This is a genomic window from Allobosea sp. 10L422 (assembly GCF_056395345.1).
Genome location: NZ_JBFTJI010000012.1, coordinates 110,530 through 124,492, shown reverse-complemented (window position 1 = coordinate 124,492; position 13,963 = coordinate 110,530). Strand labels below are relative to the sequence as shown.

The window sequence follows — 13,963 nt, the reverse complement described above, 5'->3', positions numbered from 1 at the left end:
GGAGCATGATTAGGTGCGCGGGAGATAGCTTCCTCGAGTTCCGCATGATCCCGGCTTCCGCCTTTACCTCCCGCTTCGTCAGCGCTCGCGACGGTCTGAAACTCCATCTGCGTGACTATGGTCCGCTCGAAGGGACCGCACTTCCGGTCGTCTGCCTGCCGGGTTTCGCGCGCACGGCCGCCGATTTCCACGAACTGGCAATGGCTCTCGCGCAGGACGAGACCAAGCCGCGCCGCGTGCTGGCGCTCGATTATCGCGGCCGCGGGCTCTCGGATTACGACCGCAACTGGAAGAACTACGACATCCGCATCGAGCTCGACGACCTCATGCAGGTTCTGGTCGCGATGGGCATAGAACAGGCCGTTTTCGTCGGCACCTCGCGAGGCGGGCTTCTCACAATGGCGCTCGCGGCGGCCCGGCCGGCCGTGATCAGCGGAGCGGTCCTCAACGATGTCGGCCCGGTGATCGACGCGCGCGGCCTGTTGCGCATCCGCGGCTATGTCGGGAAATTGCCGGTGCCGCGCAGCTTCTCGGAAGGCGCCGAGATTCTGAAGCGGCTCTCCGACCAGCATTTCCCGGCGCTCAGCCAAGCGGAGTGGGAGATCATGGCCCGCCGCACCTGGACGGATCGGGACGGGCCGCTCAAGCCGGATTACGACACGAAGCTGATGAAGGTGCTGGAGGAGCTCGACCTCGAAGCGCCCCTGCCGGTGCTCTGGACCTATTTCGACGGGCTCAAAGCGGTGCCGCTGCTGGCGATCCGCGGAGCGAACTCCGATCTGCTGGCCGAAAAGACCCTGCAGGAGATGGCCGAGCGCCATCCCGACTGCGAAATCTTCACCGTCGCCGGACAAGGCCACGCCCCTCTATTGGGCTCGAGAGACATGGCCCGGCGCATCGGCAAGCTGATCGCGCGGGCCGAGCGTCGAGCGGCCTGACTTTAGGGTTTCGACGGCTCCTTCGTGGCCTCGCTGGAGATGGCTGCGACATTGCCCTGTCCGGCGGAGCCGTCGTCGCGGGACGTCTCGACCAGCCCCGCCTGGGCGCGAGCGGCAAACTCCGTCACGACGCCCGTCGCCAGAACCTTCGCCTGGCCGACCCAGTCTTCACGCTCGATGCGACCGGGAAAAGCAAGGTAACTGCCGACCCATTCGACGTTGTCGGGCGCCCAGGCGGCGATCTGCTCGAAATGCCAGATGCCGAGGCCGTGCAGGCGACCTTCATTCTGCCGGCCGACACCCTTGATCAGCTTCAGATCGTCGGCTTTTCCATCGCGAGCCACCGCCTGACCCGCGGGCCGACGGCCGGGCAGATCGGCCTCGTTCTCGACGGGCGGAAGCACATCGGCCGTCACCCGGGTTACGCTCACCGCTGTCGGCCTGTGAAACAAACTAGCACAGGCGCAACCTGCCCAGTACGCAGCGATGAATAGCAGCGCGGTCTCCAACCATGTCGCAACGGCCCCGTTGAGCCATTGGAACCAGGCCAGGGCTGCACCAAGGGCCCAGAACGCAGCGACAACCGTCCAGGCACCGTTCCACAGCCGGACTCTGCCGCCACCTTGGCTGATCCGGCCCATAGCGAGCCCAAGGCCGAAGGCGCCGAGCAGGAACCAAACGAACTGGCTGGCGAGATAGAGCATGACCGCCTCCTACTTCGCCACGGTGAACTGCACGCGGCGGTTCATCGCTTTGGCTTCCTGCATGTCGTAGGGCAGGATCGGGCGGGCGCTGCCATAGGCTTTGACCGTGAGCTTCGCGGGGTCGATGCCGCGGTGCGCGAGCTCCTCACGGACACGCGTGGCCCGGCGCAAGGACAGGTCCACATTGTCGAAGCCGCGCCGTTCGCCGTCGCGGTTGGCATGCCCTTCGATGGTCACCGAAGCGTCGGGGCACCTCTTGAGAATGGCCGCCGCCTCGCCGATTACTCGCTCGGTCGTCGCATCGAGTTCGACGACCGAGGTGCCCTGCCCGAACAACACGGCGTTGCGCCGGGTCAAGCCATCGAGATCGTTCTGGCAGCTCGCCGGCGGGTCGACGACGCAGCCGGTCTGGCGCAGGCTGATTGCGGCATCGGCCTTGAACCCCGCCGGCAGGCCGGACGCCGCGCTCGTCTCGATTTCGCTCCTGATCAGTTCGCGACAGGTCAATCCGCGGATGCTGACGCGATCATCCTCGATCGAAGCAGAGCCCAGATCCAACCTGAGCAGATCCGCGAGCATCACTCTCGCGGCAGAGCCGAAATCGGACGGCGCTCCCGGCACGACGACCAACCCGTCGTCGAGCCGATCCTTCAGGGGAGAATCGGCTACGACGGAACGGAGATTGGCGCGCGTTATTTCATCAGGAACATAACCGCTGAGCCGCAAGCCGGTGCGATCCATCGACAACGTCAGCCCATAAGGCCGCACCACGATGCCTTCCGGCAGAGACGCGACGGCAAGCCCTGCCGGAGCGCCGCGAGCAAGCAAATCATGCAGCGCCGCCAGGCCCGCCGCATCTGCAACCTCCCCGACTACGGCGAAGTCCTTGTCGCGGATCGTCACAGATCCCGACTTCAGCCGCGACAAGGCCTCAAGTGCGAAAGACAGCGATGCGGGAATATCGAGCTCGGAGCGCAACGCAGATTCGATGCTCATGCGGTCCTCGAGCGCTGCCTCCCCGAACAGACGCCGCGCCGCGGCCATTGCGTTGTCGCGCTGCGCCTCGCTCGCCACCACGCCGCCCAGTGAGACGCGCCCATCAGCGCGTCCAGCGTTCCAGTCGAGCGGCACCGGGGCTGCCGCTACCGGCGCGTCTGTCTGCCTGGCGGCTGACACGGGAGGCGCGCCCGATTGCTCACCAGCTCCGGAAGCGAGAGGGGCAGCGGAAGCCGAGGTGGGGCGATCGGCCGCGGGATTTGCCGGAAGTACGTCCTTCAGGATCAGGCCCGGCACCTCGGGCGGTGGCACGACGACAGGCGCCGGCGGCGGTTCCGGAGGACAATCGATCTCGACACGCGCGACCGAATCGGGACCGTCCTGCTGCGCAATCTGCAGGCGTAGCGACTGGCATGCCTCATAGCTGTCCGGTCCCTTGCCGGAGAGCGTATAGATGTCGCCGTCGAGCTCGGCCCTGCCTTCCCGAAGCCGAGCGAGGTCGGCCGCGGCGCGAGCGATCTTCTCCAGAAATGCAGACGGTGCGCCATCCCCCGGCTGCAATTCGTCACGCAACATGATCGCCGCCCCGAAGGCGCGTTGCACCGCCTGCAGGAGCTGCCTGTGGACCTCGTCGTTCGGGTAGTAGCCCCGCAGGACGAGTTCATCATCGGCGCGGTGCTCGGCGCTCCATCGATATGGTGCCACGATCGGGGGCTCAAGATCGCATTTCACGGCCTGGAAGCCAGGCCGCGCCAGCTGCACGATAGCAGCCTCGAGGGCCCGGAACGAAACGGGGCTCACGGCCCTCCCTTCGATGCAGAAGCGACTGTCGTCGAGCGCGATCCGTCCGGAAGCCAGTTTCGGCAGTTCGGCGATCATCGCGGCGGTCATGGCCCCGAAGCCGTCCGGCGCGCCGAACGCGATGGTCTGGCGATCGTCGACATGCAGGCCGGGCAGCGCCGCGCCTGCCGCAACGAGATTGGCTTCGGCCGTCTGGACATCCGGGACGAAGCCGCCGAGCGTAACGCTATCCGATAGCCGCCCGGCGAACCATGAATAGGGCTTCTGCGCAACGACCTGCGACAGACCGCCCAATGCCCGCCGCACGCCGAATTCGGCACGCAGATGCGCCATCGCGCGGGTTGCGCCGTCGGTCGACAGAACCTCGCCTGCAATCGTGACGTCGCGTCCCTCGACCTGCGCCACGACAGGACGGGCCCCTGGGGTCCGGCCGGCCACTGCCGCAACGGCCCTCACCGCGCGCGCGCCGACATCCTGCTCGATAGCTGCGTCCAGCCCGACATTCCCGGCTCCCCACAGCAGGACCAGTGGGATCAGACCCCAGAACCAGCGCGTCGGCTGCGACATGTCACGCCCCTATTCACCCGTTCCGGCCAATGCTCAGGCCCAGGCATCCGACAACCGCGACCGTTCCATTCTAACAATAATTCGCCTGACGATCCGCAGGCTTTGTTTTAAGCGCCGCCAAGCTTCACCCGATCCAAGCCGCCAACGCGAACGATGGATCGTCCCGATTCAACCGGATCGTGAAAGCCCCTCGGCCGCGGCGTGCTTCAATCCACAGGCAATAAAAAAGCCCCGGGTTTCCCCGGGGCTTCCGACTGAGATCGGAGACCGATCAGAAGTCGCGCTGGATGCGGAAGCGGCCAGCAACGGTGTCGTCGGACTTGATGCCGAGCACGCCGCTGCGGACGTTGTTGTTGCTGATGACACCGACCGGCGAATTGACGTCGAGATGCGAGTAGAGCACTTCGACACCGATATCGAGACCGGAGACCGGCGACCAGATCAGAGCGCCAGCGAGCAGGAACTCCTTCGGGTCTGCCGAACGGGCGAAGACGCCGTTGAAGGCTGCCGAGGCTGCGTCGTTGTACTTGAACTTCAGCTCAGAGTACGAAGCGCTGATCTCGGTGCGGATCGTCGGGGTGAAGAAGTGGCGGAACGCCGCAACAAGCGACCAACCGGTCGAGTTGTTGATGTTGCCGGTGATCGGGTTGATCGCGGCGTCGGCGAGCGTCAGGGCACCAACGCGGCCGAGACCGAGGCTGTTCGGCGACCAGCCGAGGTAGCCGAGGGCGCCGTCAGCATAGGCAGCCTGCAACCACAGAGCGTCGCCAGCGGCGAGCATCGGCAGGTTGATCTTCACGCCGCCCTGGATGGCCCAGACCATCTCATCGCCGTTGACCGCAGTGATGTTGGTCGCGGTGGCGTAGCTACGCTGACCGACCATACCGGACAGCTGAGCGGAGCCCCAGCCCTGATCGACGCGCAGCGAGGCGACGAGATCGGGGAAGTTCTGACCCTGAGCGGTAACCGCAATACCGCCGACGCCGGGGGTGAGCGGGTTGAAGATTGCGCCCGCGAGCTCGCGGCCCGAGGTGCCCGAGGTACGATCTTCAGCCGAGATCGTAGCCGAGAAGCCCGAACCGAAGGTCGCGGTGTAGGCCAGCAGGTTGACGCGCGAGTCAGCCGTACGGATCGAAGCGAAGTTCAGGTCCGAAGCGTAGAAGTCGAAGAACGACTGAGCGCGACCAGCGGTGATCGGGCCGAACTGCACGAAGGCCAGGTCAACCAGCGAGCCGGTCGAGGTGGACGACGGACCGCGGACGAGGCCGGGGACGGTCGAACCAACGTTGAACGGAGTCACGCCGCCAGCATTGTAGATGCCGGTGTTGTTGGTCAGCTCGTAGCGGATGAAGGTACGCAGGGTGCCGTAAGCGGTCTGCGTGCGGACGTCGACGTTCAGACGGCCACGGGCGCGGGTGCCGTAGGCATCCTGGAAGTCGCTGTAACGCGTGCCGATGGCGTACTCGGCGCGGACGCGGCCCGAGATGCGCAGGCAGGAGTCAGTGCCCGGGATGTAGAAGAAGCCGGCACCGTAGGCAGTGCAGACGCGAACGTATTCGACCGGAGCGGCCTTCCGCGAGGGAAGGTCGGCGGCCTGAGCCCCGGCGACCGCGGCGATGCCGGCGGCGGAACCGAGGAGGAGGCTCTTAACGAGCTTCATTTGGTAACCTCCAAAAGAGTTTCGAGACCCTCGGGCTTCAGCCTGCCCCCCGCCCCAGACTTTCAGCCTGATCGCAGAACCTGCCTATTCCCGGTCTTTCGCCCGCGTCACCGACCTATTTCGGAGGCGAGGACGAAAAACAGCGACCGGGAACGTCCCGACGCATTTCCACCATACGAATGCGCCCTCGCCGATCAACCATGATCCGCCGCCAAGGGCTGTGCATGGGGTGCTTTGAAATCCGGTGTTGCAGTCGAGCCACGCTTTGAAGCCCGAAATTTACGAAGCATTAACGCTCGACGGCCCGACGGGCTGGTTTTGAAGCGATCCAAAGGGGAAACATGAAGCCGGCGAGCCTTCCGGGCGGCGAATCTCGCGGTGCGTGATTCCCCGCCGCGCCGGCTGCTCAGTATTCCCACTCGGCGCCGATTCCGACGGCCGCGCTGCCGTCCGCCCCCGTCTCCGCCTGGAGCTTCAGGCGCTTCGTCACGTCGATGCCGACTGAGACACCGCTATCCTCGGGCTTCGTCCCCACCTTCACACCGATGGAGACATTGTCGCTGATGTAGCGCGAGGCCCCGAGGGTCGGGCCGCCTGCGCCCATCTGGATATCGAGATTGTCGACGCCGAGCGACTTGCGCAGCCGTTCGAAGGTGTCATCCCCGCCTCCGCCGGCGAACTGGGCTGCAGCCTGGGCAAGCTGCAGCGCCTGGAAGGGCGAGAGCGAGCCGGAGGCGCGGGCGAAAAGCAGCCGGGACAGCACCTCGTCCTGCGGCAATTCAGGTTGGGAGGTGAAGGCGAAGCTCGGCTGGTCGGCCGGGCCGCTGACGGTGATCCTTGCCGTCACGTCGCCCGCGCTGGTTTCAGCTACAAAGTCCAGTTCCGGAATCAGCCCTCCGGCGAAAGTGAGCCTGCCACGGCTGAAGTCGAGGCGTTGCGTGAGCACGCTGATGCGGCCTCGGCGCAATTCGAAGCCGCCGTTCAAGACCGGCGCCGAAGAGGTCCCGGCCACGCGGATCTCGCCGCCAAGTTCGGCATCGATGCCGCGGCCACGGATGAAGACCCGGCTGGGCGCCGAGACCGTCAATGCCAGCGTGGCGTCGAAGGGGGGCGCTGCTCGTCCGCGGCCGCGCGCCTCCCGTGCCTTGCGTTCTGCCGCGAGCCTTGCGGCAGCGGTCCCACGCGCATGGATGTGCCTGATGCCGTCGACCGGACGAAGCGAAGCCGGCAACCGATCGGGAACCGTGACCTCGAGCGAGACGATGTCGATGCGCCCGCCGAGCCGCGGACGCTGCGCCAGCGGACCGCTGATCTCGAGATCCAACCCGGCAACCGCGGTGACGAGCCCGCTCGAGACAAGTTGGGCACGATCGCCGCGGATGCGAATGTTGCCGGGGAATCCCGCGGCGGGGTCCACCTTGACCTGCCCGCTGGCCGTGATCGTGCCACCATTCGGCGCACGCGCCGAAGCGCGTTCGACGGTCAGATTATCGCCATTCGCCGCGACGCGGGCTTCGATGGCGTTAAGCCGGATCCCCTGCAGCGCATCCGTGAAGCTGCCGTTCGACAGGGTCGCGTTACCGCTCAACCGTGGCGCGGACGCCGTGCCTCCGGCGCGCATGTCGACGGCGACGCTGCCGGTCACGCGTTGCCCGTTCACGGCCAGCAGCGGATTGGCGAGCCCGGCATCGACGCGGCCCTGCGCGGCAAGATCGAGCGGCCCCGTCGCGTTGAGAGGCGCGGTTCCGCGCAATGTCAGGCTCGCGCCCCGGCCGGCATTCACAGTGGCGGAAACGCTGGTCGCATCGCCTTTGAAGGCCCCCTCACCCGCGATCTCGACTGGAGGCAAGCCTGCCTGACGCGTCTCGGGCGTCACGAGCTGGGCGATCCTCACCTTCCAGGGGCCGGCGAGATCGCCCGGCTTGCCCTTGACCTGCGCCTCGGCGTTCAGGGTGCCGGAGAAATTCAGACTGGGCGATGCGATGCGGGCGGCTGCGAGCGGCACGTCGCGGGCCGTGAAGCGCAGATCGAGCGTCTCACCGGCCCGGCCATCGAGCGTCACCTTGCCCTTGTCGATCGTCAGGGCGAGGCCGGCGATCTCGACCCCGGACGCCGGGAAGCTGAAGGTCGCGGGATTCGCGAGCGTGATCGCCCGGCCGTCGCGGCGGGCATCGAAGGAGGCGAGTTCCAGCTTGAGAGGCTCGCCGGGCACGAGCCGGCCGGCGCCTTTCAGGGCAAAGCCACGCGCATTGGCGCTCAGCGTGAAGGCGCTGGCGTCGGGCGCGCCTTTCGAGTCGAAGCGAATGGCGCTGATCGTCTCGCCGGCGGCGATGGCGCGATCGATGGCCACGGCCGCATCGAGCATCGGCCGGCCGTATATGTCGCGGGCGCCGATCTTCGCATCGAGCTTTTCGATCGAAACTGACGGCCCGGCGAGGCGCGAGCCCCGTGCGGTCAGGTCGATATCCTGCCGCCCATCCGGCGTGGCGAGGACGATGTCCGCGTCGAGCTGGCCGCCAAGCTTGGTCAGCGCCAGCGCCGACAGGTCATCGAGATTGCGCGCGGCCAGGGTCAGCCGCCCGGCCGCGCGGCTCGCCGGATCCAGCGTGAGACCTCCGTTCAGCCGGACCGAGCCGATCGACAGATCGAGGGTCGAGAGGTTCCAGCCGTCGTCGGGCTGGCGCGCCAGCTGGATATGGCCGGACGCCGGCTTGGCATCCACTTCGCCAGTCAGGTTGACGCTGGCGCTCAGTGCGCCCTGCAGATCCTTCGCGACCGCATCGACGGTCAGCCGCGGGATCGGCCGGGCGAGCGCAGTCGCATTGGCAATGGCGATGCGGGCGGTCGCGTCGAGCTTGTTCTGCGGGCCGGTGATCTCGGCGGTGATGTCGCCGCGGCCAGAGAGACGCGGGTCAGCGCGCTTGAGATCAGGCAGCGCAAGCGCCAGCTTCAGGCTGGATTGCTGCCGGCCGAGCGAGCCATCGGCGGTGAAGGCCGCATGCTGCCCGGCCACACGCAGGCCGTCCACCGTGTAATCTCCGGCAAGCGCATTGACACGCCCGGCCAGGGTGAGGTTGCCCGCCAGCAATCGGTCCACGACGGCGGTGCCGGTGGCGAGGTGCTCGGCCTTGCCATCGAGCGTCGCGGCGTAGTTGTTGAGACGCGGTGTCGCGTCGAGATCGGCCGTGACCTCCGCCCTGCCCCCGAGCGGGCGCTCGGCAAGTCCGCTAAGGCGCGAAAGATCTGGCAGGACGGCCTTGAGCTTGCCGAGCACACGCGCCTGTCCGAGCTTGCCCTTATAGTCGAGCTCGACGCCGGAGAGGGCGAGCTTCAACGTTTCGAAATCGGCTGTGCCATCGTCCTGGCCGACGCCACGCAGGGTAAAGGTGACCTTGTCGCCAACCGCGCGCGCGAGCGCCTTGTCGGTCAGCGCGACCCCGCTGGCCTCGCCGTCGGAGGTCAGCGTGATCCGGGTGCCCGGCTCGCCGATGGTCCCGGTCGGTGTCGCGTTGAAGGCGAGCGCGACCTTTCCGAACCGGCCGGCCGGCATCTTGGCATCCTGCGCGTCGAGGGTCGCGACCACGGTCGGGCCCGCAACGGGCCCGCGGATCGTCGCATCGAAGGCGAGCTTTCCGATCTCGGCGCCGGAGGCGACGGTACGGCCATTGGCATTCGGGCGCGAAGCCGCGCTGACGCGGATATCGAGCGTCTTGTCGGCGTTATAGCGGCCGAGCACGTCGAGACGCGCCAGCGCGGAGACCAAAGCGAGATTGCGGATATCGACGCCGCCATCGTCCCGAAGGCCGACCGCGCCGTCGAGGCGGGTCGAGCCCGCGAAGACCGGAGCAACCGGCGGCGGCATCAGCCCCTCGATGCGCGCCTCGAGCGCAAGCGCGAGCTGACGCTCGACGCCGGCGCGGTTGAGCGTCGCCGAGCCTTCGGCACCGATGGTCGGCCCTGCGGTGAAGGTCAGGTTCGAGCGGAAGGAGTCGAGCGGCCCGTCGCCGTTGAGATCGAGCTTCACCGGTGGCTCGCCTGGAAGGCCAGCGACCTTCGAGATCAACCCGCCGGCCGGCTCGTCGAGCTTGGCGGCGAGCCGAAGACGTGTCGTCTGCGGGACGAAGGCAAGATCGACGTTGAAGGTGCCGCCCATGTCGAGGCGGCGCGCCTCGAATTTGAGGTCGAGCCCTTCGCTCGGCGGACCGAGCGAAGCCGAGCCGGTCGCGCCAAGGCGCGCGGCGACGCCGAGAACCGGCTCACCCAAAGCCAGTTCATTGAGTTGGAAGGCGCGCAAGATCACCTTGAGCGGCAGCTCCGGCAGGATCGGCTCATTGCTCGCAGGCGCGGTGCCGGCCGGCTGCGGCGCGGGCCTGCGCAGCATCTCCAGCTTGCCGATTTCGAGGCGGTCGACATCGAGCCTGCGCAGAAGCAGCGCGCTGCGAGTCCAGATCAGGCGGACGCGATCGAGCCGCAGCCAGACGCCATCGCGATCCGACAGGACGATGTCGCGGATCTCCACATCGGAAGAAAGCGCGCCATTGACCTCGCCGATCGAGACCTGACTGGTGTCGCTGGACAGCGCCTTTGAGATGAGATCGGCGACGATGCCGCGATCGGTCTGTGCGTTCTGGGCGAAGCCGCCGAAATGGGCGGAGGCCAGGAACCCCGCCGTCAGCAGCAGGGCGAAGAGCGCCAGACGCGGCATGGTGAGAAGGCGGCGCATCAGAAGGCCTGCCCGATGCTGACATAGAGCGCGACCGGCTTGTCACCCTTGCGCGGGTTGAGCGGCGCCGCGACGTCGACCCGGATCGGCCCGATCCCGGTGTAGTAGCGCAGGCCAAGGCCGGCGGCCATCTGCAGCTGCTGCTTGCCGTCCGGGAAGCTCGATTCGAAAGCGGTTCCGGCGTCGAAAAAGGGCACGATGCCGATGGTCTCGGTGATCTTGATGCGCGCCTCTGCCGAGAGCTCCAGCAGGCTGCGCCCACCCACGACCTGATTGAACGGCCCCAGCGGCGCAATGCTGCGATAGGCATAGCCGCGCACGGAGCCGCCGCCGCCGGCAAAGAAGAGCCGCGTGGGCGGGATCTCGTTCAGGCTCGCGCCCGAGATCGAGCCGAAGCCGACGCGGCCGGCCAGGACATAGCGCGCGTCCTCGTCGAGTGCGTAGTAGGCGGAGACGGTCGCCTTGGTCTGGTAGATGCCGACCGTCGAGCCGAGGAAGGTCGGATAGGGCGCGAAGGACGCGTTCACGCGAAAGCCGCGCGTCGGATCGAGCAGGCTGTCGGTCGAATCGTATTTCACCGAGAGCGGAATGCCGACCAATGTGTAGGTTATCTGGCCGAGCACGTCGCTGGTCTGGCCGCGCTCGACCTCGAGACCGGCCTGGACCGAGAAGGTGTCGCTGAAACGGCGCATGATCGCGGTGGTCACATTGGCGTAGCGGGCCGTGTAGCCGCCATAGCGCTCGGTGCCGACGCGCTCGCGCGTTGCGACGCCGTCGATGAGCCAGTCGTAACGGCTGCCGCCCAATGCCGGCTTCAGGAAACTGAAGCCAAAGCGCCCGCCGATGTCGGATTCCTCGAAATCGCCGAAGCTCTTGATCTTCGTGCCGTCAATGCGCGGCGCCAGAAAGATGCTGCCCTCGAGCCGCAGCCGCTCGGCGCCTCCGAACAGGTTGCGGTGCTCCCAGTAGGTTTTCACCGTCGGGCCATCGATGGTCGAATAGCGGGCGGAGAAACCGAGCAGGCGCTTCGGCCGCTCGGTGACGTCGACGAAGATCGGCAGGTTGCCGGCGCGGTCGAGCTTGTCGCCCTCGCGGATGCGGACGGAACCGACAGCAGGGATCCTCGCGATCGAGCGGCGCATATCGGCCAGCGCCTTGGGCGAGTAGGGATCGCCGGGCTCGAGATAAATGAAGGAGCGGACCACCTCGGGCGGAATCTCGTCGGTCTGGCCAAGCGTGATGTCGCCGAAGCCCGCGAGCGGGCCGGGATCGAGGACGTAGGTGACGTCCATGATGCCGGTGGCGTGATCGACGACCGGCCTAAGCTCGACCATTTTGGCGAGCGGGTGCGACTGGGCGCGCATGTAATCGACCAGCGCCGCCTGCGCGCCGCGCAGCGCAGCCGAGGTCGCCGCCTCACCCTCTTTCAGCTTCGCGACCTTGAGCGGATCGGAGATCACGGCTCCTCCCGCCTCGTCGCGCTCGACCACGTCGATCTTGCGCAGGCCGAAGACCTTGCCCGGTCGGACCCTGATGGTGATCGGCACCGCATCGCGATTGCGATGCGCCTCCAGCGCCCGGATCAACGCCGCGTTCGGCTCTACCCCGAGCGTGAGCGAAACGCCGTCGACGACCATGGAGAGTTCGGCGTTGAAATAGCCCTGCGACCAGAGCGCATCGACGAGCGGGTTGAAATCGGCGGCCATGCGCCGCGCCAGCGTCTCGCCGTCCGGCGGCGCATCCTGGCGCAGCCGGTAGAGCAGAGAAGCGTCCTGCAGGGTACGGGTCAGCGCCTTGGCGTCTTCGGCATCGCCAAGATCGAAGTCGAGCTTGTAGGGCAGGCTCGACGCGCTCGCCGCCGGTGGCTCGTCCTTCTCGGTAAAGAGACCAAACACGTCCAGCGACGAAAGATCGAAAGCCCGGGCGGATTCAGCCTGCAGGCCCAGCAGTGTGGCAAACGCACATCCGCCGCTCAGCGCGACAGCACGCCCTGCCCTACGCCACAACCGCATCCGCCCTCCAAGCCACCCCGCCACGCAATCGAAACCGTGTCCGATACCCGCCGTCATCATAAGGCGGGAGCGAGCATGCGCAATGCTCAAGGACCTGTAATCCTTCGGCCTGCCCACCGGATTCGAAAGAGCCTGTCGTGAAAAGACTAAGCATTGGTTTTCAAGAGCACGAAGGTTAATAGCTGAAAGTCACCACCGTTGCCGGGTGCGCTATCGGGCTGAACACCGTTGATCCCTCGTTAGAACCAACCGTGATAGACACTCAGCATGCCCGGCACCCTCCTGCTGCTCACGCAAGCCCTGATCTATTTCGGCGTCATGGCCGCGCTGTTCCGGCTGCGGCACGTGATGGGGCTCGGCGCCTTCCTCTGCGCGCTCGGCGTGATGCACTTTCTGGAGACCTATCTCGCCGCCGTCTTCTTCATCGAACTGCCCTTCGGCCTGCTCTCGCCGGGCTCGACAGTGCTGTTCTCGGGCAAGCTCGCGATCATCCTGCTCTTCTATATCCGGGAAGACGCCGAGACGGTGCGGCAGCCGATCTACGGACTGCTGATCGGCAATTTCCTGATGGTCGCGCTGGTGGCGACCCTCAGGCTCTACGGCCCGCCGGTCACGCTGCCCGGCTACAATCCGGACCTCGTGCTGATCGATCAGATGGGCGCGCTGATGGTCTGGGGCACGACGCTGCTCTTCATCGATTCCATCGCGCTGATCCTGCTCTATGAGAGGTTGCGCCTGCTGCTGCCGCGATCGCTGGTTCTGCGCTCCTGCCTGAGCCTCGCGATCATCCTGACCTTCGATCAGGTCGGATTCTTCATAGGGCTGCATATGGTGACCGGCACGCCGCTCGGCGCGCTGTTCGGCGGCTGGGTGGCAAAGATGGGCGCAGCCGCGACCTATGCGATGCTGATGGGCCTCTATCTCAACCTGTTCGAACGCCGGACACCGGAACTCGCGCCGCAGCCGCTTTCAGACGTCTTCCACAAGCTGACCTACCGGCACAAATATGAGGAGCTGCTCGGCAAAAGCGGCCGCGATGCCCTCACAGGCGCGCTGACCCGTGAACGCTTCGAGACGCTCGGCCAGACCATTCTGGCGCGAGGCATCGCAACGCAGCGGCCCGTCAGCTTGGCGATCCTCGATGTCGATCACTTCAAGAGCATCAACGATCGCTACGGCCATGTCGTTGGCGACGAGGTACTCCGGCGCGTCGTGGAGTGCCTGCGCGCGGAAATCCGCAGCGACGATCTCATCTTCCGCTATGGCGGCGAGGAATTCGTCGTGCTTTGCGAGAACATGTCGCATCCCGCAGCGATGGTGTCAGCCGAGCGGATGCGGATCGCCGTCCACCGCACCTTGGCGCAGGAATTCGCAGGCGCCCCGACGATCAGCGTCGGCGTCGCCACCTTCCCCGACGACGCCAAGGATATTCGCGGCCTCGTCGCCCATGCCGATGCGCATCTCTACGAAGCCAAGCGGCAGGGACGCGACCGCGTGGTCGGCAACGAGACGCCGCCACAGGAGCTGAGCGCCTAGCGCCTGCGGAAAAGAAGGCGGCGGCA

At 66.6% G+C, this 13,963-nt stretch carries 7 protein-coding genes; 2 read left to right on the top strand and 5 right to left on the bottom strand.

The window, feature by feature from the left end; all coding sequences use genetic code 11:
- Window positions 1-44: 44 nt before the first annotated feature.
- Window positions 45-938: an alpha/beta fold hydrolase gene (locus tag AC1DEZ_RS21350; protein WP_441512482.1), complete on the top strand. Its 894-nt coding sequence runs from the start codon at window positions 45-47 to the stop codon at window positions 936-938.
- Window positions 939-940: 2 nt separating this feature from the next.
- Here AC1DEZ_RS21350 and AC1DEZ_RS21345 read toward each other — a convergent pair whose 3' ends face one another.
- The 5 genes from AC1DEZ_RS21345 to AC1DEZ_RS21325 all read right to left on the bottom strand — a co-directional run bounded on the left by AC1DEZ_RS21345 (window position 941) and on the right by AC1DEZ_RS21325 (window position 12,401).
- Window positions 941-1,642 carry a hypothetical protein gene (locus AC1DEZ_RS21345; RefSeq protein ID WP_441512481.1) on the bottom strand — a complete coding sequence of 234 codons (702 nt, stop codon included), beginning with the start codon at window positions 1,640-1,642 and terminating at the stop codon, window positions 941-943.
- A gap of 9 nt (window positions 1,643-1,651) precedes the next feature.
- The gene (locus tag AC1DEZ_RS21340; protein WP_441512480.1) at window positions 1,652-4,006 is read right to left on the bottom strand and encodes an OmpA family protein; all 2,355 of its coding nucleotides are present in this window, start codon (window positions 4,004-4,006) and stop codon (window positions 1,652-1,654) included.
- A 271-nt stretch (window positions 4,007-4,277) separates the two neighbouring features.
- The gene (locus AC1DEZ_RS21335) at window positions 4,278-5,666 is read right to left on the bottom strand and encodes a porin (RefSeq protein ID WP_441512479.1); all 1,389 of its coding nucleotides are present in this window, start codon (window positions 5,664-5,666) and stop codon (window positions 4,278-4,280) included.
- A 406-nt stretch (window positions 5,667-6,072) separates the two neighbouring features.
- Window positions 6,073-10,389: a translocation/assembly module TamB domain-containing protein gene (locus tag AC1DEZ_RS21330; protein WP_441512478.1), complete on the bottom strand. Its 4,317-nt coding sequence runs from the start codon at window positions 10,387-10,389 to the stop codon at window positions 6,073-6,075.
- Window positions 10,389-12,401, bottom strand: coding sequence for an autotransporter assembly complex protein TamA (locus AC1DEZ_RS21325; protein WP_441512477.1), 2,013 nt, complete (start codon window positions 12,399-12,401; stop codon window positions 10,389-10,391). Before AC1DEZ_RS21325 ends, AC1DEZ_RS21330 begins: the two co-directional genes overlap by 1 nt.
- Before the next feature lie 267 nt (window positions 12,402-12,668).
- Between AC1DEZ_RS21325 and AC1DEZ_RS21320 the strand changes: the two genes are divergently transcribed.
- Window positions 12,669-13,937: a GGDEF domain-containing protein gene (locus AC1DEZ_RS21320; protein ID WP_441512476.1), complete on the top strand. Its 1,269-nt coding sequence runs from the start codon at window positions 12,669-12,671 to the stop codon at window positions 13,935-13,937.
- The last annotated feature ends 26 nt before the right edge of the window (window positions 13,938-13,963 follow it).